Source organism: Paenibacillus sp. FSL R5-0912, assembly GCF_000758605.1.
In the GTDB taxonomy this organism is placed as follows: domain Bacteria; phylum Bacillota; class Bacilli; order Paenibacillales; family Paenibacillaceae; genus Paenibacillus_AQ.
This window is the reverse complement of sequence record NZ_CP009282.1, coordinates 1,586,592-1,608,115: the sequence shown is the minus strand read 5'-3', so window position 1 is coordinate 1,608,115 and position 21,524 is coordinate 1,586,592. Positions and strand designations below refer to the sequence as shown.

General features: G+C 55.2%; 16 protein-coding genes. 1 reads left to right on the top strand and 15 read right to left on the bottom strand.

What is annotated here, in order from left to right; all coding sequences use genetic code 11:
- Positions 1–435 precede the first annotated feature (435 nt).
- Positions 436–1,506 (top strand): ferrochelatase, encoded by a 1,071-nt coding sequence (gene hemH, locus R50912_RS06980; RefSeq protein WP_042233452.1) that lies wholly within the window; start codon positions 436–438, stop codon positions 1,504–1,506.
- Between the two features lie 541 nt (positions 1,507–2,047).
- Here the strand turns inward: hemH and R50912_RS06975 are convergent.
- From R50912_RS06975 to ggt, 15 genes are all read right to left on the bottom strand, one after another.
- Positions 2,048–2,500: an IDEAL domain-containing protein gene (locus R50912_RS06975; protein WP_039301415.1), complete on the bottom strand. Its 453-nt coding sequence runs from the start codon at positions 2,498–2,500 to the stop codon at positions 2,048–2,050.
- A gap of 344 nt (positions 2,501–2,844) precedes the next feature.
- On the bottom strand, positions 2,845–4,653 hold the full coding sequence (locus tag R50912_RS06970) for an adenine deaminase (RefSeq protein ID WP_042233449.1): 1,809 nt from the start codon (positions 4,651–4,653) through the stop codon (positions 2,845–2,847).
- 240 nt (positions 4,654–4,893) lie between these two features.
- Positions 4,894–6,126, bottom strand: coding sequence for a pyridoxal-phosphate-dependent aminotransferase family protein (locus R50912_RS06965; protein WP_042233447.1), 1,233 nt, complete (start codon positions 6,124–6,126; stop codon positions 4,894–4,896).
- 73 nt (positions 6,127–6,199) lie between these two features.
- Positions 6,200–7,534 carry a Zn-dependent hydrolase gene (locus tag R50912_RS06960; protein ID WP_231637797.1) on the bottom strand — a complete coding sequence of 445 codons (1,335 nt, stop codon included), beginning with the start codon at positions 7,532–7,534 and terminating at the stop codon, positions 6,200–6,202.
- Positions 7,498–8,892: an allantoinase gene (locus R50912_RS06955; protein ID WP_042233446.1), complete on the bottom strand. Its 1,395-nt coding sequence runs from the start codon at positions 8,890–8,892 to the stop codon at positions 7,498–7,500. The genes R50912_RS06960 and R50912_RS06955 overlap by 37 nt, the downstream gene beginning before the upstream one ends.
- Positions 8,893–8,958: 66 nt before the next feature.
- Positions 8,959–9,336, bottom strand: a complete 378-nt coding sequence (uraH, locus tag R50912_RS06950) for a hydroxyisourate hydrolase (RefSeq protein WP_042233444.1) — start codon at positions 9,334–9,336, stop codon at positions 8,959–8,961.
- 242 nt (positions 9,337–9,578) lie between these two features.
- Complete coding sequence (gene uraD / locus R50912_RS06945) at positions 9,579–10,097, bottom strand: 2-oxo-4-hydroxy-4-carboxy-5-ureidoimidazoline decarboxylase (RefSeq protein ID WP_231637796.1); 519 nt, start codon at positions 10,095–10,097, stop codon at positions 9,579–9,581.
- Positions 10,098–10,349: 252 nt separating this feature from the next.
- The gene (locus R50912_RS06940) at positions 10,350–11,279 is read right to left on the bottom strand and encodes an ABC transporter permease (RefSeq protein ID WP_039301426.1); all 930 of its coding nucleotides are present in this window, start codon (positions 11,277–11,279) and stop codon (positions 10,350–10,352) included.
- 30 nt (positions 11,280–11,309) lie between these two features.
- Entirely contained in the window at positions 11,310–12,425 is a 1,116-nt protein-coding gene (locus R50912_RS06935; RefSeq protein WP_156122992.1) for an ABC transporter permease, read from the bottom strand.
- A complete protein-coding gene (locus R50912_RS06930; RefSeq protein WP_042233441.1) occupies positions 12,422–13,954 on the bottom strand; it encodes an ABC transporter ATP-binding protein in 1,533 nt (510 codons plus the stop codon). The genes R50912_RS06935 and R50912_RS06930 overlap by 4 nt, the downstream gene beginning before the upstream one ends.
- A gap of 107 nt (positions 13,955–14,061) precedes the next feature.
- On the bottom strand, positions 14,062–15,234 hold the full coding sequence (locus tag R50912_RS06925) for a BMP family ABC transporter substrate-binding protein (protein WP_052416062.1): 1,173 nt from the start codon (positions 15,232–15,234) through the stop codon (positions 14,062–14,064).
- A 218-nt stretch (positions 15,235–15,452) separates the two neighbouring features.
- Positions 15,453–16,073 (bottom strand): NTP transferase domain-containing protein, encoded by a 621-nt coding sequence (locus R50912_RS06920; RefSeq protein WP_052416060.1) that lies wholly within the window; start codon positions 16,071–16,073, stop codon positions 15,453–15,455.
- Between the two features lie 43 nt (positions 16,074–16,116).
- Entirely contained in the window at positions 16,117–17,691 is a 1,575-nt protein-coding gene (locus R50912_RS06915) for a PucR family transcriptional regulator (RefSeq protein ID WP_042233439.1), read from the bottom strand.
- Between the two features lie 689 nt (positions 17,692–18,380).
- Positions 18,381–19,712, bottom strand: a complete 1,332-nt coding sequence (locus R50912_RS35840; protein ID WP_042233437.1) for an amidase family protein — start codon at positions 19,710–19,712, stop codon at positions 18,381–18,383.
- A 66-nt stretch (positions 19,713–19,778) separates the two neighbouring features.
- On the bottom strand, positions 19,779–21,365 hold the full coding sequence (gene ggt / locus R50912_RS06905; RefSeq protein ID WP_042233435.1) for a gamma-glutamyltransferase: 1,587 nt from the start codon (positions 21,363–21,365) through the stop codon (positions 19,779–19,781).
- Between the last annotated feature and the right edge of the window lie 159 nt (positions 21,366–21,524).

Here is a 21,524-nt window from a genome sequence, read left to right as displayed (position 1 = left end):
TTCTTCCCGTTCACACCATCCCTTCTTACGAAGAGTACCCGGACTCTACATAAGAGGTCATCCCCCCTTTCCCGTTCCTGCGCGACCCATCCCGTGTGTGAAAAAGATGCATCCATTTATACAATCTTTCAAAAGGTGAAACAATTCACATAAAAAGGTGAATTAATTCACATAAGAGGATTTCAGGTTGCTAGCGGTAATTTCTGGCTTGATGGTATCAAATTTGAAACACTTTTCTCTGTATATAAAATCACACACCCTATAAGAAACATCACTATTTCGAAATTAACGTAAAAAGTACAATGGTTATCCCTCTCAAATTCTCCCATTTACACCGTCTTATGATATTAATGTGACAGATTATATTGTAACTCAGCCCCTTAATGTGATATTTTAAAACGATGTCATGTTCGTGAAAAGGAGCCGCTACTGCTCATGAATCAGCCTTCTATAGGAGTTATTCTTGCTCAGATTGGAACACCTGACGCCCCCAGCGCCAAGGCGGTTCGTCCATATCTTAAGCGCTTTCTGTCTGACCGCAGAATCATTGATTATCATCCGCTGCTCTGGCAGCCTCTGCTGCGCGGGATTATTCTGCGCACCCGGCCGCGCCGGTCTGCGAAGCTGTATCAGGAGATCTGGATGAAGGAAGGTTCCCCGCTGCTCGTCCACTCCAGGGCTCAGCAGACTGCGCTGCAGTCCCTGCTTGGCGGCCGCTACCAGGTTGAATTAGGACTTGCCTATAGCGAGCCAAGCATGCCGCAAGCCTTCCGCAAGCTGGAAGCTGCAGGTATTACACGGATCATTGTACTGCCGCTGTTCCCGCAGTATTCCTCGACCACAACTGCGTCGGTCTATGAAGCTGCAAGCTTCGCCGCACTGGGAAGGGATAGCCGCTCAGGGCAGGTCTCCAAGCGTTTCGTGCCGGCGCTGCGTTTCATAGAAGCCTATTATGATGCACCGGACTATATCTCAGCGATGAAGTCGCTGCTGCTCCGGAAGCTTGGAGAGCTGGACGAAGAACCAGATTACTATATTCTGTCCTTCCATGGAATACCCCGCCGTTATGCGGAGACTGGAGACCCGTATCCGCAGCAATGCCATCAGACCGGCCGTCTGCTTGCCGAGGCTATGAATTGGGCACCGGAACGCTGGCAGATTTCCTTCCAATCCCGCTTCGGACCCGAGAAATGGGTCGGCCCTTCTACTGCCCATACGCTCAAAGAGCTCAGCGGACGCGGAATTCGGAGGCCTATGATTTTCTCGCCGGGGCTTGTAACCGACTGCCTGGAAACGCTGCATGAGCTGGCTGTTGAAGGCCGGGAGCTGTTCGCTTCAGGCGGTGGAACGGCTGAGAATTTAACTGTCGCCCCCTGCTTGAATGACCATCCGGAATGGATAGACTTCCTCGCCCGGATGGTGAATGGCACAGCGTTGGGCTGGCTCCCAGCTGCAGAAGCTGTGGAAGCTGTGGAATCGTCCACTCCGGAGACGTTCAGTACCTAAGTGGAAGCGGCTATGCAGTCCTTTAAGGGACGACTCCCGTTTCAGCGGGAAGTATAAGGATAAAGTATGGCGTAAACATTCCTTCTATATTTAAAGAAAAAATTACCCTAACGGGTGAATCAAGACGGGGCTTATGCGGCCTGAGCAGCTTATGCAGATTATAGGCCACTTCACATTGCTCCATTCAGACTACCTCTTGGACATCATCCCGGTGTAATCAGGGGCACTATTGCCCCTCATTTCTTCCTTTTGGCAGCCTCCGGTAGAAGCAGAGGCATTTATCCCTTTTCCCCCCTACCGCCCGCTTTCGGCGGATTCAGCGGGATTCCTGATACAAGGACAAATTCGTCCTTTAGGCGGATTTGCTCCAACTCCCAAAGAAACGTATCCAAAGCATCATGCGGGTTTTATCCCCGACAGACGAATATCATCATTTCCTATACAACCGAAAAGCCGCCTGATCGGCAGGCTGACTTCCCCTGCGGCCCGGACGGCTTTATTATTTGAATTGTATTCAGGCAGCTTACCTTCCGCATAAGATTCAAGCGGTCAGCTGTTTATATTTGGCAGTCAGTTCCTCGAACCACTGTTTATCCTGCAAAGTCAACGCAAAATCAATCAATTCGGCAATCTCTCCCGGCTGCAGCTCCGGCGAATCATTGAAGCTGATTTCAGCAGTAGCGACCGCTGCCCCATCTGCCCCATCCGCAAAGTCATAAGAAAACATCAGCTTGATATCACTCTCCAGAAACTCATTCCGCAGGAAGTATAGCACCTCACACATCAATACAGGTCTGACATGACTGTCGAAGACACAATCCATTACTTTGGCCCAATAATGCTGGTTGCTGAGATGCAGCTTATCATTGGTCAAGAGATACTGCTCACCCTGAAAGTCGTTGACAAATCTCAGTTCCACCGGCTCCATTTTAAAAATACCGGTAATTTGCTTCTTGGTGATATTCACGATGTCCTGTGTTTCTAATCTCATCATCTCATACACCCCGTTCCTTATATTTGGCCTTTCAGTATTTTTCTGCACATACACGATTCGACAATAATTTTAACTAATTTAAAAGTATTATCGACTTTTTCTCACAATTTGTTAATGTTTTTCATTAAAATTTTAAAAAAATATGTTTCTAATTGTGTTGAAATGGTTAATTATATGCCCCGCACCGGATTAAAGTCATTAATTTAGCAGTAAAGGCTATTCTGACAAGAGAAATCACATGCAAATAAGGGATGCTGCCCAGGCTCTATAATGAGCGGGCAGCATCCCGTTTCGGTGATGTCTGTATGATCCTGCAAGACTTTTGCCGGCTTCTGAACGTAGATTTAGCTCACAAACAATGGAACCAGCTGAATCCCCTCTTCCGGCGAAATCCGCACCAGCCCTTTATCTGAAATCCGCAGCGTCGGAATGACCGCCAGTGCAAGCAGCGACAAGGTCATAAAAGCATAATTCAATGTGCAGCCTGCATCATACAGCGCTTTACTGATGGCCGCAGACTGGGCTGCAGCAATCTCGAACGGCTCTGCCGACATCAGTCCGGCAATTGCCAGCGGGAACAGAGTTGTTCCGGAAGCGGTAATAACCGCAACACCGCCCTGAGCTTCAGCTACTGCACCCGCAGCTTTAGCCATGAGGTTATCATCATTGCCGATGACCAGCACATTATGGCTGTCATGGGCTACAGTCATGGCAATCGCAGCAGGCTCATGGAAGCCGATCCCCTCAACCACGCCAACCGATTTGTTGCCGGTTCCCTTATGCCGCTCCAGGACGGCGATTTTGCACAAGCCCCCCTGGACCAACAGCTTGGATTCAGCGACCGGCAGATTGATGATCAGTTCCCCGGTCTCCACATGATTCTCGATCACCTTGATGATCCGTGTGGCCAGAATACCTTCAGCAATTGGCGCGTGGATTACGAAGTCCTCCGGAACCGGAGGCTGCGGCAGATGTACAGAGGCCAACACTTCATCCGGATAAGTGTACGGACTCAGCTCAGCCGTCATGATCCCGTTCTCTGCTACGATAACTCCAGCCGCAATCGTCATCACGACGTGTACATCAGCCAGATTTCCGTCCAGCAGAATGATATCTGCACAGGAGCCCGGCGTAATTGAGCCGATATCACGGGCTACCCCGAACCGTTCGGCGGTATTGATCGTTGCCATTTGAAAAGCCGTGACCGGCTTAAGGCCCTGGGAGATGGCATGGCGCACCACAAAATCCATATGACCTTCATCCCGCAGCGACTCCGAGCTGCGGTCGTCGGTCACCAGCATCATCCGGCGCGGGTCGAGCCCATGCTCGGTGTGCGCGGTGATGGTCTTCGCCACATCATGCCAGGCGGAGCCGCGGCGCATTTTGGCATACATCCCAAGACGTACGCGTTCGATTACATCCTCCGCCGTCACACACTCATGATCGCCGGTTACACCTGCGGCGGCATAAACCGGAAGTCTCCAGTCATCCGCCGGCCAGGTGAAATGACCGTCTACATAACGTCCCGCGCGCAGAGTCGCCTGAATTTCCCCAAGCATCTTCTCATCGCCGTACACCACGCCAGGGAAATTCATCACTTCGCCCAGCGCAATGACATCCTCGCCCCAGGTAAAGGCCTCGGCTACTTCCTCCGGTCCGATCGATGCGCCGGTTGTTTCGAATTCCGCTCCTGCTGAAGGTACGCAGGAGGCAACCTGCATATAAGCCGCCAGCGGAGTTTCACGCATCTCATCCAGCATCAGCTTAATGCCCTTCAGCCCGAATACATTGGCGATCTCATGAGCATCAAAGAATCCGCCGGTCGTGCCCATAGGCAGCACTGCACGGGCAAACTCAGTCGCCGTCAGCTGTGTACTCTCGATGTGACAGTGCCCGTCAAGCAGACCCGGGGCAATGTATTTGCCTGCAGCATCAATGATCTGTGTCCCCTCACCGATCGTATGCGAGACATCCTTGCCAACGTAGGCAATACGTCCGCCCTGTACTGCTACAGACATCCCCTCCAGAATCTCTCCGGAGCATACATTGACCAGTTTGCCGCCAGTAATCACCAGTGTCGCCGGCTGGTCGCCGCGGGCAGTAGCCACAAGTCCAGGCACGCAGTCCGCAAGTGGTTTTCTTGTATAAGTCATAATACACACTCCCTTCCTGTTATTGGTTTCCTATATTCTATTTAGCAAAAACGGCCCTGACGCCCCTCACGGGTCGCAAGCCGTTGTTTGAACTATCGCCAGGAGAATAGACATGACTGCTTATCTAAGCGGAGCTTAACGATGCTTATACAGCGTATTTAGCCCAAAACACAAGCCGTCCGGCTGCTCCGGAGCGTAACTTGTGCTGCTTACCTTTCACCACTTAGCGCATTTTTATGATTATCTTACTTTTGACTCGTATACGTCAAGTGCCGCCTGGACACCCTGGCCGGCTGAAACGGCGAATCCGTGGCGTACAAGCGCCGCCTCCATTGCTCCAAGCAGACGCAGCACATTATTCTCCCGGCAGCTGAAGCCCATGGTGCCGATGCGCCAGATCATTCCTTTTAACGGACCGAACGAGCTGGCAATCTCTATCCCGAAATGGTTCAGCAACATGGAACGCACCGACTCCCCGTCCACTCCCTCCGGAATCAGCACACAGGTGACTACCGTCAGCTTGCTCTCCGGATCACCGTACAGCTCCAACCCCATTGCGGTCAGGCCGGCTACCAGGGCTCGCTCATGATGCTTATGACGGACATGCCGGGCCTCCAGCCCTTCTTCCAGCACCAGCCGCAGTCCCTCACGCAATGCGTACAGCATGGAGGTCATCTCCGTATGGTGATTCAGCCGCTGGGGGCTCCAGTAATCCTGCAGCATGCCGAGGTCAAAGTAGTTACTGCGGACAACCGGCAGCTCGCTTGCCTCATCGACACCGGTTCTAAGGCCCCGCTCTACCTGTTTGCGCTTCAGCAGTTTAGCTTCGGCACGCTCGTTATAGGTGACCGGGGACATGCCCGAAGGGACAGACAGACACTTCTGCGTTCCGCCGACCACGGCATCGAGCATCCAGGCATCCGTCTCCACAGGCACCCCGCCAATGGTCGCCACCGCGTCCACAATCAGCAGGGCATCCTGCTCACGGCAAGCCCGCCCGATCTCGGCCAGCGGCTGCACACGTCCCGTAGAGGTCTCACCGTGGACAATCGCCACCACATCCGGCTTAAAGCTGCGTATGGCCGCGATCACATCCTCCGGCGGAAACACGCTGCCCCAGGTCTGCTCAATGATGAATACCTCCGCACCGCAGCGCTCGGCAATCTCATGCAGCAGATGGCCAAACCGCCCGAAGACCGGAATCAGCACCCGGTCTCCCGGAGCGATCAGACTGACCATTACCGCTTCAATCCCGGAGCGTGATGTGCCGTCCACCGGATAGGCCCACTTATTGCCTGTGGCAAACAGCTCCCGCAGCATCTCCATCGTCTCGTTCATAATATCTGTAAACTCGGGATCGAATTGACCCAATACCGGATACGACATGGCCCGCAGCACACGCGGATCAACCTCTACCGGTCCCGGAGTCATAATACACCGCAAGGACGGCGATAAATCTTCGTAGCGCTTCATCACTCTCTCCCCCTCTTGTCTCTCTGGATCTCCTGAATCTCCGGAATTGCACCCTCTCATGAACCCCTGAGCTTCAGTTCTCTGTATAAGCCAATTTATATAAGATTGCCGTCAGTACTTCGAGTCCCGCAGCCAGCTCTTCCGGTGACGTATATTCATCAGGAGAATGGCTAACCCCTCCCCGGCTGGGCACGAATATCATTGCCGACGGGCAGCGCGGCGCGAACAGCTGGGCATCATGCCCTGCCCCGCTGACCATGCTCCGGTACGATCGCCCCTGCTCCAGGCAGATTTGTTCCAGCAGCGTGCACAACCCGGCATCCATTGGTGCAGGAGTGGTGGCCAACTGAGGCAGCACTTCCAGAATCAGGCCTCGCCTACCGGCAATGTCTGCGAATTCATCAAGAATTCCTGAGCAAAAGCGCTCCAGCCTCAAGGCTTCGCTATGCCGGATATCCAGTGTGAACTGCACTTCGCCCGGAATGACATTCGGCGTCCCCGGATAGACTTCCAGCCTGCCCGATGTAGCCACCAGCGGATCTCCTTCCGCCAGAGCGGCACGCTCCAGCGCCAGCAGCATTTCTGCGCTGCCTGCCAGCGCATCCTGCCTCAGCCCCATCGGCGTTGTTCCGGCATGATTGGCCGTTCCGCACACCTTGACCTTGTATCTCTGCTGACCGGCTATCGCCTGCACCACACCGATCTCCCGGGATGACCGTTCCAGAATAATACCCTGTTCAATATGCAGCTCCACGTAGGCGGCAATATCACTGCGGACCGGACTGTGTCCGAAGACAGCGTCTCCGCTCTCAGAAGTATTATACGAGCCGGTTCCCGAGGCTTCAAGGCTGCCGCCCAGACCGCAGGCAGCCATCGCTGCCGCGAGCGTTACCCCTTCGGCATCAGCACAGCTCTCACGTTCACTTCCGTCATACAGCCCTGTAACATTGCCCGAACCCCAGAACGTTAACGGAAAGCGGCTGCCCTCCTCTTCACAAAAGGACACAACCTCCAGCGACCGCAGCGGCTGGCCGAAGGTCCTCTGCAGATAATGCAGTGCAGTTACAGCAGCAGCTACTCCGTAAGCACCGTCATAACGTCCGCCGCTCACCACCGTATCGATATGTGAGCCGGTTAAGATGACTTTATCTTCCACCTCTGATCCGGCCAGCTTGCCGTATACATTTCCGACCTCATCCGTTCTGACCTCAAGACCGAGTCCAGACATTCTCTCTTGCAAAAAATGCTGAACCCGGTACCACTCCGGCGTGTACAGCAGCCGGGTAACCCCCGGGCCGGGAGCACTGAAGGCTGCGAGTTCATCCAGCAGCTTCAGCATCTCTCCGGCCGGGACATGCCGGACCGGCAGCTTCATCGGGCCGGCCGGCGGCTGGAGATCCGCAGCCATTCACCGCCATCCGCTGCAACAATGCCTTCTCCGGCTGTATAAACCACATTGCCGCGGGAGAGGGTTGCCGTTACCTTGCAGGATAAGGTCATACCGGCATAAGGGCTATGCTTGTGGCGGTAATATAAATCCTCCGCCTGAAGGGTATAATTCGCATTCGGATCAAGCAGCACCAGATCGGCATCCAGCCCCGGAGCGATGGAGCCTTTGCGCTGCTCCAGTCCGAAACGCCGGGCAGGCAGCTCCGACAACAGCGCTGAAATCTGAGTGACCCGCAGGCCGCGCACCCGCACCCCCTCATGGAACATCAGCTCCAGACTGCTCTGCGCCCCTGATATTCCTCCCCAGGCTTCAAAAAAAGACAAGCCAGGCGCCAGCTTCAATTCCGCCGGACATGGGGAATGATCAGAAGCAATCAGATCCACCAGGCCCGCAGCCACCGCATCCCACAGACGTTCCCGCTCCCCGCTGCTGCGCAGCGGCGGAGCACATTTCGCCAGCGGCCCCAGCTCCTCCATGCTGTCCTCGTTCAGAATCAGATAATGAGGGCAGGTCTCCGCTGTAACATCCAGCCCCCGCTTCTTCGCCTCGTGAATCAGCTCCAAGGCTGCGGAGGTGCTGATATGCACGAAATGCAGCCGGCAGCCGGTCCGTTCACTATATAGCAGTGCCCGTGCAACAGCCTCAAGCTCTGCTTCGGGCGGGCGGGAAGCGGCGAAATCACGCGCAGTGCTCCGCCCCTCGCGGAGTGCAGCTGCTCCGAGCGCCGAGGTCATCTCTTCACTCTCCGCATGCAGGGCGAGAATGCCGCCGATTGCGGCGATGCGGACCATCCCCTGATACAGGGTGTCGTCATCCACCTCGCGGAACCGGCCTTCGCCTTCACCGCCGGGATTCGAGATAAACGCCTTGAAGCCGGTAACACCTGCCGCCGCCAGCTCCTCCAGGTCCTCCAGATTGCCGGGCACGAGTCCGCCCCACAGCACATAATCCACCGCCGAATTCCCGGCTGCAGCTTCTGTCTTCAAGCGGAGTGCTTCTATATTTACAGTCGGCGGATTACCATTCAGCGGCATATCCGCATAACAGGTACAGCCTCCAGCAGCAAGGGAAGCCGATCCGCTGCGGAAGCCTTCCCAATGGCCGAACGCCGGCTCATTGAAATGAACATGCATATCAATCATGCCGGGGAGCACATATTGTCCTGCTGCATCAATTATTGTAGTGGCAGGTGAGCCGTGCAGCGCTTCGCCCAGGGCAGCGATTCTGCCGTCCTTCACACCGATATCCAGCTTACGGACTTCTCCAGGGAGTACAACATCCCCATTCCTGATAATAAGCTCATAGGATTCCTCCATGTAACGGTCACCTCCGGTCTAGTGGTATTCGTAATGGTATTCGTATTTGTATTTGTATAGGTACGTTTAACTGCCTCGGTATGTGCTGTATCCTCCCGGTGCAACCAGCAGCGGCACATGATAATGCTCTGCCGGGTCCGTAATGCTGAAGCGGATCGGGATATGCTCAAGAAACATGCTGCCGGTCCCGCTTGCCGGTTCACTGCCAGCACCCGCCTGAGCACCCCTGAAGTAATCACCAGCCATGAAGAGCAGCTCGTAGCTTCCGGCCAGCAATGCTTCCCCTGCCAGCAGGGGAGCGTCCAGCCTGCCGTCACTGTTCGTGACAGCCTCGCATAACAGTGAGGGCATTCCCTCACCGAAACTCCAAAGCTGTAGCGACATGCCCGCTGCAGGCTTCCCTTGCGACAGGTCCAGCACATGAGTCGTTAACCGCCCGCTCATGACAGGTACCCTCCAGTCCTGCTGCATCTATTGATGCAGCGGACTTCCGGTTCCGGCAGAAGCATTTCTGGGTTATTTCCCCCGCACAGATTGCCGCACTTTTTGCCTATTTTTTTGTTCATTCTTCGCACCATACTAAGGATTAAGCCGCTGGTTCCGGTCATGAACGATACCTCCTGCTGATTTGTTAGAAGCAAGTATGCTGTAATGTGCGGATCGGATGAGGCCACTTGCATTGTACCCTATTCCTCCGCCAGCAGATCCTCCAGCCGGAAACGGGTAATCTTGCCGATTTCCTGCAGCGCCTGATCCCATTCTTCCTGCAAGCTTCGGTCCACCCGCTCACGGATGGCCTTAATGATGTCATCTTTATTTTTGCCGCGCACAGCCAGAATGAACGGGAACTGGAATTTATCAGTATAGGCGGCATTCAGCTTCGTAAGCTGCTTGAATTCCTCCGGTGTCAGCCGGTCCAGCCCGGCCCCGTGCTGCTCTGCCGCCGATAGCGGAGTGACCTGCAGCCTTGTTGCCAGATCAGGGTGGGCTCGGAGCAGCGCAAGTACCTGGCTACGATCCGCCTTCCGTGCCGTTTCCACCATAGTGTCATGCAACTGCTGCACCGATTCAAACGGACGCTCACTGTAGGCGCCTTCCGCAACCCAGGGCGAATGTTCGAATATACCACCAAGGCTCTCTACAAATTCCGGTTGTTCCATGCTGTTGATCTGTTCCAGTGTCACAATATCCGCAGGTGTATTCAATGGCTCATCCTCCATCCATCTAATTTGCATAGTTTAAATTCAAACATTATTTAGGGTAAAAAAAGCCCATTTCCGCATTCAAGCCATCTACTTAGCCATCAGCACCTGAAGTGCCGATCTCTTAGTGATTTAAGATGTCCGAACTGCATGAAATGGACCATACCGGTATTACTCTGAAATCCGTGTGATATTCCTTCCTGTTCGCATATACTTACTATCTTATATTGTACCTTCTATGCAGCATTCAGCAACTCAGAACCGCTGTTCACGAACATAAGGGGTTCCCAGCGATTCCGGCGTGCCGGAAGGCTTGTTGCGGTTGCGGTATCCGAGATACATCAGGACGAGAATCGTAACGACATAAGGAATCATTTTGAGGAAATACGACGGCACCACACTGCCCAGCAGCTGTATGCGGAAGCCCAGGGAATCGAGTGCCCCGAAGAAGTATGCGCAGAAGAGCGCACGCAGCGGATTCCATCTGGCAAAAATCACCAGACCGACGGCGATCCAGCCCCGGCCGGCCGTAAGGCCTTCATTCCAGGTCGGTGCATAGGCCAGCACCATATCTGCCCCGGCAAGACCAATCAGTGCAGCTCCGGCTGTAACGTAGCTATAGCGGATCAGCTGTACACGGATGCCCATGACGTCCGCAGTAGCCGGATTGTCTCCGACTGCCCGCAGATGCAGGCCCCAGGAGGTATGATGAATCAGCAAATGCAGCACGAGAACAAGTAGCAGGCTGAACCAGGTCAGATAATCCATCCGGCCAAAAATATCCCCGATCACCGGAACCGACTTCAGCGCCCCCAGATCCAGCTTGGGTGAGGTGCCGGGAAGCGGAATGCCGCTGATGGACTTACCTAGATAGGCGCTGAGTCCGCTGCCGAACAGCGTCATGGCAAGCCCTGACATGGTCTGGTTCGCCCGGAGGGTAACTGTAAGGAAGGAATGCACCATACCCAGAAGCGCAGTAATGGCTACAGCCGCGAGCAGGGCAAGGATCAGGTTCCCGCTGCGGATGTAGACGATACAGGTCGTCACCGCCCCCATCAGCATCAGCCCTTCCGCACCGAGCTGAATGATGCCGGCCCGTTCGGTCAGAATGCCTCCCAGTGTAGCCAGCAGCAGCGGTGTTCCGGCGGATATGGCGGCTATTAATAACTGTGTAGTGAAATCCATGAGTAAACTCCCTTCTCTAAGCGAATGCTGTTATGCGCTCCGGCGGATGCGGAAACGGTGAATCATGTCGCCGGCAATCAGGAAGAACAGGATCGCACCCTGCAGCATTTCCGATATGGACGAAGGCAGTCCGATGGTCTGTACACTATAGCCGCCGACGATCAGTCCGCCGAACAGAATGGAGGTGACAATAAGACCCAGCGGGTTCAGCTTGGCAAGCCAAGCCACGATGATTGCCGTATAGCCATAACCGGGTGATATCCCCTGCATCAGCTTATGTGTAACCCCCGAGACCTCAGCCATGCCGGCAATACCGGCAAGGCCGCCGCTAATCAGCATGACGATAATGATATGCTTCTTGATATGAATCCCCGCGTAGCGGGCAGCTGTAGGATTGGCACCGATCAGGCGCAGCTCATAGCCCCAGCGGGTGAATTTGATCATCAGATAATAGATAAGGACGGCCACCAGCCCGAAGATCAGCCCGATATGCAGCCGTGTGCTTCCCAGGACAGGCAGTGACTGAGCAGCGGTGAACATAGGTGAACCCGGGAAGTTGAAGCCCTTCGGGTCCTTCCACGGTCCGAAGACCACATAGTCCAGAGCCAGCAGAGCCACGTAGTTCAGCATCAGCGAGGTAATCAGCTCATTGACACCGAAATGCGTCCGCGGAACTGCGGTCATCAGACCCCACAATGCCCCGGCCGCCGTACCGAAGACCAGCATCAGTGTGATCGACCAGAACGAAGACAGATCAGGGAAATAAATCGTCACCGCTGTAGCCGCCATAGCCCCTACAGTCAGCTGGCCCTCCGCACCGATGTTCCAGACGGAAATCCGGTAAGCCACCGCGATACCAAGTCCGCATAGCAATAGCGGAATGGCTTTTACCATGGTTTCTGTGAAGCCGTAGGAGGTCCCGAAGGCTCCGCGGAACATTTTTTCGTATACAACAATCGGGCTCATGCCATTGGCGGCAATGAACACCGCACAGAGCAGCAGCGCCAGAATAACAGACAGAACAGGCGTCCACCACGGTGAACGGGTACGGCTTGAATCGTATTCAAGTCTGAGGGAGTACCATTTCCCGCTTTTCCCCGGTGAGGGCTCCAGCACTGTAGAATTGCTTCCAGTATTCGGACTCATACGGCGCTCCCCTCCATGTTCCGGATTCCGGCCATCATCAGTCCGATTTGTTCCCGGTCCGCATGCTCATGATCGCTTTCCCCTATGATTGAACCGTTGTATATGACCAGAATGCGGTCAGACAATTGCAGCAGCTCATCGAGATCCTCAGAGATCAGCAGTACGCCGCTGCCGGAGCTCCGCAGCTCCATCAGCAGCTCGTGGACACCAGCCGTCGCGCCGACATCCAGCCCCTGGGTCGGATGAACGGCAACCATCAGCTTCGGCTGGTGGCTGACCTCGCGGGCGAACAGCAGCTTCTGCTGATTGCCGCCCGACATCTGCTGCACCGGGGTATCCAGCTCCGGTGTCTTCACATTGAAGCGGCGGACCAGCTCCTGTGACCAGGAACGGTTCTTCGCAGCCTTCAGGAAGCCGAATCTGGAATGCTCCTCACTGCGGTAAGACTTGAACAGCAGATTATCGACCGAACCGAGACGTCCGGCCAGACCGCTCTTCATCCGGTTCTCCGGCACATGCGAGATTCCGGAGTCGATGGCGCCTCTTACCGAGGCTGTTTTTACAGGACTGCCGTCAAAAAGAATCTCGCCGGTCTTCCACGTTCTAAGCCCGGTCAGCACCTCGGCCAGCTCCTTCTGCCCGTTGCCGGCGACACCGGCCACCCCTACGATCTCGCCTTCACGTACGGTGAGCGACAAGGCATCGAGTGCCTTGCGTCCATGATCGGCAGCAACATCCAGCTCCTTAACAACCAGCAGGGGTTCACCTGCAGTAGCCTCGCGCTCCTGACGGGTGATCGTCACTTCTCTGCCCACCATCAGCCGGGCCAGCTCCAGCTCATCCGTCTTTGCCGTCTCCAGAGTGGCAATCATTTTCCCTTTGCGCATCACCGAGATCCGGTCTGAGGAAGCCATGACTTCCTTCATTTTATGAGTCGTCATGATTACCGTCTTCCCCGTCTGCTTCATCACCTTGAGGGTTTCAAACAGCTGCTCCGCCTCTCCCGGTGTCAGCACCGAGGTCGGCTCATCGAGAATAATAATGTCTGCACCGCGGTATAGGGTTTTGACAATTTCAACACGCTGCTGTTCACCGACAGACAACTGCCAGATCGGCCGGTCAACCGGAAATTTAAGTCCAAACCGTTCTCCGAGCGCCTCAATCTCTTCATGTTTATGCTTGATCCACTTGCTGCCACGCCAGAAAGACGACTTTTCGCCAAGCACGATGTTCTCCGCTGCCGTGAGACTTTGCACCAGTCTGAAGTTCTGAAATACCATGCCTACCCCGAGGAGTGCCGCATCTTTCGGAGAACGGATTTTGGCTGGTTTGCCGTGAATGAGGATCTCCCCCGCATCCGCCCTGTACACACCTGACAGCATACTCATGACTGTGCTTTTCCCTGCTCCGTTCTCACCAAGCAGCGCGTGAATCTCACCCGCATTTGCCGAAAAATCGACTTGATCGCTGGCCGTTACAGAACCGAACTTTTTCACTATCCCGCGCATTTCAACTGAATGGTCCTGCATTGTGGGAAGCTCCTTTCCTTTATAGTTGTAGTACGGGTGGGGAAGATTCCGACATACGGAACCCGCCCCACCCATAAGGCCGTGCTGTATTCAGTTCAAAGCTGCCATTATTGCGGGATGGTACCTTCAACACCCTTAACCAGCCAGTTCATGGAAAGCACTTCTTCAAGCGTCAGCTTTTGGCCGTCTTGAACCACTACATTTCCTTGGTTGTCCGAGATCGGGCCGGTGAATACATCCAGCTCTCCGCTGATGATTTTGGCTTTGGCTTCTTCCACCAGTTGCTTCACATCATCCGGAACCTTCTTGCCGAACGGCGCAAGCTCAACCATACCATCAGCCATATCGCCGGAGTATTGTTCGCTCTTCCAGGTTCCATCCATAACGGATTGAACGGCTTTTACGTAATAAGGGCCCCAGTTCCATACAGGGTTGGTCAAATAGTTGTCCGGCGCATATTTGCTCATGTCAGAGTCATTTCCTCCGGCAAAAGCTCCGCGTTCTGCAGCAGCCTGCAGCGTAGCCGGTGAATCCTGGTAAGCCAGCAGAACATCTGCACCTTTATCCAGCAGGCTGATTGCCGCCTGACGTTCAGTAGCAGGGTCATACCAGGTGTTGGTCCATACTACATCCACTTTGACATCAGGGTTTACACTTTGTGCTCCCAGGGTAAAAGCATTTAGGTTATAAATAACTTCGCTGATCGGGAAGGCTCCAACATAACCAAGATGATTCTTCGTCGTCATTTTGCCTGCCGCGATACCGGACAGATAACTTGCCTGATAGTTTTTGCCGAAATAAGTCCCCATGTTATCGGCTGTTTTGTAACCGGAGGCATGAAGGAACTTCACATTAGGGAATTTGCCGGCTACGTTCAAGGTGAAATCCATATATCCGAAGCTTGTGGTGAAGACAATGTCATGATTCTGGGCGAGTTCTGTAATGATGCGTTCCGCATCGGCGCTTTCCGGTACATTTTCCACGAAATCCGCTTTAATGCCCAGTTCCTTCTCCATGTACAGACGGCCTTGATCATGCTGATACGTATACCCGCCGTCACCCGGAGGCCCGATGTAGACAAAAGCAACCGTCGGCTTCTCTGCTGCCGGCTCTGCTGTTGCTGCTGCCTCGGTGGCTGCTGCATTCGTTGCCGCAGGCGCCTCAGTGGCCGCCGCGTTCGTGTTCGATACCGTATTGTTGTTGCCGCACCCCGTCAGAACCACCGCTAACAGGAACATGGTTACCAGGCTGAATTTAAATCCCTGACCCCTTCTTTTCATAATTCTCCTCCTCCAGGATATCTCTTCTAATGGCTCTAGCCATTAATGTATCTCTACTATACTGAGACACGGCAGTTACGTAAATTTATATAACATAGCTTTGTGTCATTTTATAAGAATTGCTATCGTTTTTGTGTTTTGTGCACTAGAGTACCTTGAATTATGCTTAAAATATGTGATATTCCCTAACATAATTTTGGAAAATAGCAATTTCTCTGTCAGATGTCCCTTGGCGCACTCCATTCCCTGCGAATCTCCCCAAAGCTGACCGGCAGCTCCGCATCCATGAAATCCCGGCCGGAATCACTCTGCAGCATCATTCCCTTATAGCCTGGAGAATGAAAAACAGCCGATAACCCCCTATCACTGTCCAGTGCCTGAAGCTCCGGAAACACAGATTTCGCGAACAACACAGGGGGATTCACCATGCCTTCAGTTATGCTTGCCACATAGTCGAGACCGGGATTCCGCTCAAAGGCATCCGTCAGCCGGTTCACCAGCGCTGCAGGAATAAACGGCTGATCCGCCAGAGCGATGACAACGGCATCAGGCTGTAGAGATGATATGGCATTCAATCCGCACCGGAGAGAGAAGGACAGCCCTAAATGAGCCGTCAGGCAGGTCTCCGTGCGCCTGCTGCTCCGGGAACTGGCGGGAGGCATCCATTTCAGAGGATCATCTGCCCGGACCACCACAATCAGCGGGTCAAGCCCGCATCTCTCCAGCTCACTTAGCGTGGCTGCTCCCGCCGACATCCCACCCGGCTGCTTCAGAGAACCACTTCCGGTTGCTGCTTCCTTGCTCCGGCTTGCCGCCAGATAGATTCCGGCTACTCTCATGTGCACTCCACTCCTTCCGTTAATTTGCAGAGGCATACTACAGCTATTCACGTTCCAGCATTCTGCGGAACAGGAATACCAGCTTCAGCCTCATGAGATCATTGATTTTTTTGAAATCGACATCGAGCAGCTCACTAAGCTTCTCAATGCGGTAAGTGGCGGTATTGCGGTGAATAAACAGCTTCTTCGCAGTTTCATTCACATGGCCGTCATTATCCAGATAGACCTCCAGCGTATGGAGCATTTCCTTGACGTATTCCGGTTCACGGCTGAGCAGACCGCGCAGACTGCCGCTGCAGTATCTCTCCATCGTCTCCGCCGGGATCTGGTTCAGCAACAGATGGAGCTCAAGCTGCCGGTAATGCACCACATTTCCATGTGCCCCCCATTGCTGGACCATCCCCATACATTCCTTAATCTCGGCAAAAGCTTCCTTCAGCCCTTCCGGCTTCACCTTCACCCCGCTGACGGCAGCCCGCGGATAATAGCCTTTATCAAACTTCAGATTGTGAAAACATTCATTAATCAGCTCCCGGAACTGCTCCGGAGCTAGCGGTCCTGCCGGATAGAGGGAGAGCAATCCCTCTTCCATTATCAAATGAACCGCCTGCAGCCCATGCAGCACCGGATGCTCCAGATACTCCTCCTTCAGCCGCAGCAGCTCCGCCTGCCTTGCTTCTCCGGCAGCAGCCACATCGGTAAGCAGAAACTGGAACGGGGCTTGCAGCAGCAATACATCCAGCTTAAGCGCCGCCTGGGACAGCTCGGCACACGACAGCCCGCCGTTCAGACAACGCCGCAGCAGCCCGCTGAATTCCCGGTGCTCGGGATGCTCGAAATAATCCTCAAACCCGGTATGGATATGATATGAAATAAGTTCAGCACCCTGGATAAACAAGCTTTCCTCGACCGGCAGCAGCAATGGATCAATCCTGCAGTACAGAAGATAACCCGAGCATTTCTCGCCTTGCATCAGAGGAATACGGTATCCCGAGCATTCGCTGATGCGGAAGCGCTGATTCCGGTTCTGCCAGGGCCAGCCCTCCAGCAGCTGGCTGTCGGAATAACCGGAGTTATTGAAGACCGCTGCACCCCGGACGCTGATCACCGCCAGCGGATAGCCGATAACCTCAGAGACCGATTCGAGCAGCGGACGGCTGCGCCCGGAACGCAGGGCGAAGCGCATAAGCTTGCGCTGCTTCTCCATAATGCCCTGCAGCACACTTGTGCTGCGCGAGAGTTCGGCGCGGAACAAGCCGTTCATCTGATCGGAGAAGGTGAACTGGAACGGCAGCTCAATCAGCGGGAAATTCAGCGTTTCCGCTTCGGCAATCAGCTTCTCCGGCACCGCATCCCAGAAACGGCCCAGCTTGATGCCAAGACCCGCCGATCCGCGGCGGTTCAGCGTCTGCAGCAGTGCCGAGGCATCCTCGAGACTGTCTTTGATCAGATAGGCGGTAGTCAGCAGCATTTCCCCTTCTTTGATCCAATCCGAGATATCCGGGGCATCCATCACGTTGATGGATTTGACAATCCTGTGTTTCCCCTTGGAACCTGCAATGAGTTTAGCTTCAGATAAAGGATAAATGGACAACGCTTCTTCAACCGTAAGATGCATGCCATCCCTCCTTCTATAGGTTCATCTTTTTTAATTCATCTTTATGTTACTTTATGTAACATTATAGATAAAATGACCCTTCATGGAAAGAGGGAAGTGAAAATATAAACCCGTTATGTCAGGTAATATTACGTAAGTCACAGAATTTTAACGATTGGGTTGCTGGTAAAAAACCAAATTATCGGTGAATGGCCATCTGTAAGGCCTCAGTAAAGATTTTGATAGGGTGTTCAATATGAAAAAAGCCCTGATTCTCCGTCAGGGAGAACTAGAGCTTGCTCTGTGCGTAGTGCTACTTAATATGGCTTATGTTTGGGCTGTACGCAGCCGCTGGCGCTGCCTCCAGGATGATCCGGCGGCTAACACCGGTTTGGCCAATTAGCTAAAGGGTCTAAAACCGATAGCCGTGAAGCGTTACGGACTGGAGAGCCTTTATCGGGACGGATTACAGCATTTCACAGGTTATGCGGACACAGATGCCCTTAAGTAACCACTTTCTCCTCATTTTGAGCTCCAATTCAGAGTATAACGGCCCCTGAGTCCGCAACCGGCAGAATAATGGGTTTTCGGGCAAAATAGGGTCTTCTGAGTCCGGTTCACTCTGCGGCTGCCCGTTTGCTTAAGTATCGTCCACATGGTCAGCACACTCTTCTTATTCCTCTCTTACTCGCTTCCCAGTACTCAGCGTATCACTGCTTCCATACCTCCTGCACCCATGACAGGAGTTCCAGATCCTGCCCATACCCGCCGATAACGGACAGTCCAAGCGGCAGGCCGCCGGGTCCTGCCACCGGCAGCGTAACCTGCGGCAGCCCGGCCAGTCCGGCAATGCAGCTTAGCATCATGGCGCCGCTGCGGTTCAGCTCCAGCTGCGCGGGATCTCCGCCGCGCAGCGGCGCCGGGCCGGGCACGGTCGGAATGACGAGGCAGCCGTCATTCCCGAGCAGCCCCCGCAGCCGCTCCGCGAACCCCCTCTGCAAGGAGCGGGCCCCGCTGTGGTCCGCTCCGGCCAGCCCCGCCGCCCAAGTGAACCGGGCGGCAATATCCGGTCCGAAGACCGGCCGCTCCCGCTCAATCCACGCGCCATGCGTTGCCCATATCTCGGCGCCCTGAAGTTCACGGAAGACATCCATCCATGTCTTCAAGCCTTCCGGGGCAATCTCCATCACGGCAGTCTGCAATGCGGAACCTGTCTGAAGCCTATTCAGCCCCAGCTTCAGATAGCCGCCGCACTCCTGACCGGCTAATGACCAGCATTCCGGCGGGATGAACATCCGGGACAGCCTGTGCGTATTGGTTTGCTTGCCGGTTTGCTTGCCGCTTGGCTTAATGTTGTGCGGCTTGGTTTGCCTACCGTTCCTCATATCGGCTGGCTCACAGGTTTGAGCACCGGTTTGAGCACCCGTTTGCTTGTCCTTTTGGATCTCACCTGGCTGATCCGTCACCCTCACGGGCTGTCCCAAGAGCACCTCACCTGCCTTCAGCAGCAGCTCCGCGCTGCCTGCAATCCAGCCTACCGTATCAAACCCCGGGGCCAGCGGGATTACACCCTCTATATCAACCGCTCCATGCGTTGGACGAAAGCCGTATACACCGCAATAGGCAGAAGGGACACGGACAGAGCCTCCGGTATCTGTGCCTAAGGCGAAATCCACACTGCCGGAGGCCACCGCCACCACGGGGCCGCTGGACGAGCCGCCGGGAATCCGGCCCTCCCCATGCGGATTCACCGGGGTACCATAATGATAATTCTCCCCGCCCAGGCTGTACATCAGCTCATCCGTATGGGCCGCCCCGCGCAGCGCAGCTCCGGCTTGCAGCAGTCTGCTCACAGCCGGAGCATGGGCAGCCGCCGGTTCATGGGTGCGCAGCCAGTCCGGGTTGCCGGCGGAAGAACGGTGTCCGGCCACCGCGAATACATCTTTAACCGTGAAGCTTAAGCCCATCAGGGTTCCGTGTCCGCTGCCGGGAACCGCAAGCTCCGGAACTCTGAACGCACCGTGATGATTATGTAGAGCCATGCTGTTCCCACCTTTCTTCCCGGACGGACCGGGTACCTCTGTATCCTTACAGCTACCGTTAATCCGCTACCAGCCGATGGCTGCACCGTCACAACGCGGGTCCGTACCGCCGCTGCGGTATCCGTTGCCGTCAATCGAGATGGCGTGGGCATGGCCCATAACGCCATCATAGCTCCCGACCGCACGGACCAGATGCCCCGCTTCTGCCAATTCGGCCTGCACGCCTGCTGCCACCCGGCTCTCTATCTTCAGCTCCTGGGTAGGCTCTCCCCAGGTTCTGCCCCAGACGAAGCGGGGTTCATTCACTGCCGTCTGCGGGTTCATGCCGTAATGAAGCATCCGGGTCAGCAGCAGGGTCTGCGTCTGCGGCTGACCTTCGCCGCCCTGCGTGCCATACAGATAGGCGGGCTTGCCGTCCCGGCAGGCCATCGCCGGCATCAGTGTATGGAACGTGCGCTTATGCGGCTCCAGCGTATTAATATGACCTGGATCAAGCGAGAAGAATGAGCCTCTGTTCTGCAGCAGAATCCCCGTATCTCCGGCCACAACCCCGGAGCCGAATTCGAAATACAGGCTCTGGATGAACGAAACCGCGTTGCCTTCCCCGTCCACGACCGCAGCATAGGCCGTATCCCGACCGACCGGCTCACTGCCGATAGCCAACGCCTGCCGCGGGGAGATGGATGCCGCCAGCTGCGCTGCATACTGCTTATCCAGCAGCTGATCCAGCGGAATTCTGCTGAAGGCCGGGTCGGTCAGCACCCGGTCACGGTCGCGGAAGCTCAGCTTCAGCGCCTCCGCCAGCAGATGATAATACTCATACGAGCCATGCCCGATGTCGGCAAAGTTATAACGTTCCAGTATATTGAGTGCCATAAGTGCTGTGAAGCCCTGCGAGTTGGGCGGAACCTGATAGACCTTGTGCCCGTGGTAGTCCGTGGGCAGCGGCTCTTCCCAGTTCCCCCGGTGATCGGCGAAATCATCCCGGGTGAGATATCCGCCCGACGCCTGCATATACTCACTTATCTCCTCCGCGATCTTTCCCTTATAAAAAGCATCCCGGCCTCCGGCGGCCAAGGCCCGCAGCGTCCCGGCCAGCTGCCGCTGCACAAACCTCCCGCCCGCCGCCGGAATCCGGCCGCCGGGAAGATAGACCGCCGCTGCCTCAGGAGACAGCGCGGCTCCGGCCAGAACGCTGCCACCATGCTGGTCCGGTGACAGCGGAAATCCATCGGCGCAGTAGCCGATTGCCGGCTCCAGCACCTCAGCCAGAGTCAGCCGTCCATACTCACGCTGGACGGCCTCCCAGCTGTCCGCCATTCCCGGTACCGTAATGGCGCTGCGCACACCCCGCTGCGGGATGGCCCTCTCCCCCGCGTAACAGTCCCTGCGGACGGCGTAGCCGGATCGTCCGCTGCCGTTGTAGGCCCGGACGCGCCCTTCACCGGCGCTGTAGGCCAGCCAGAAGGCGTCGCCGCCGAGCCCGGTCATATGCGGATAGACTACAGCCAGCGCGGCGCTGACTGCAACCGCCGCATCATAGGCGTTGCCGCCTTTTTCCAGCATCCGTGCTCCTGCAGCGGATGCCAGATAATGGGGACTGACCACCATCGTTTTCGTGCCGATTACAGGTCCTCTCGTCAAGCTGACCATCTCCCATTCCGGTGTCGTTCAAGTTAGTGTCATTTAACAGTACGCCCGAAACCTTTGTCAATCGGTTCCGGGAAACCGTAAATTCACGCTGTTATTTTTGTGAGCCATGCACAAACTTTACGTCTACAAGGGCCTGTAATATAGAACCGGGCATATGAA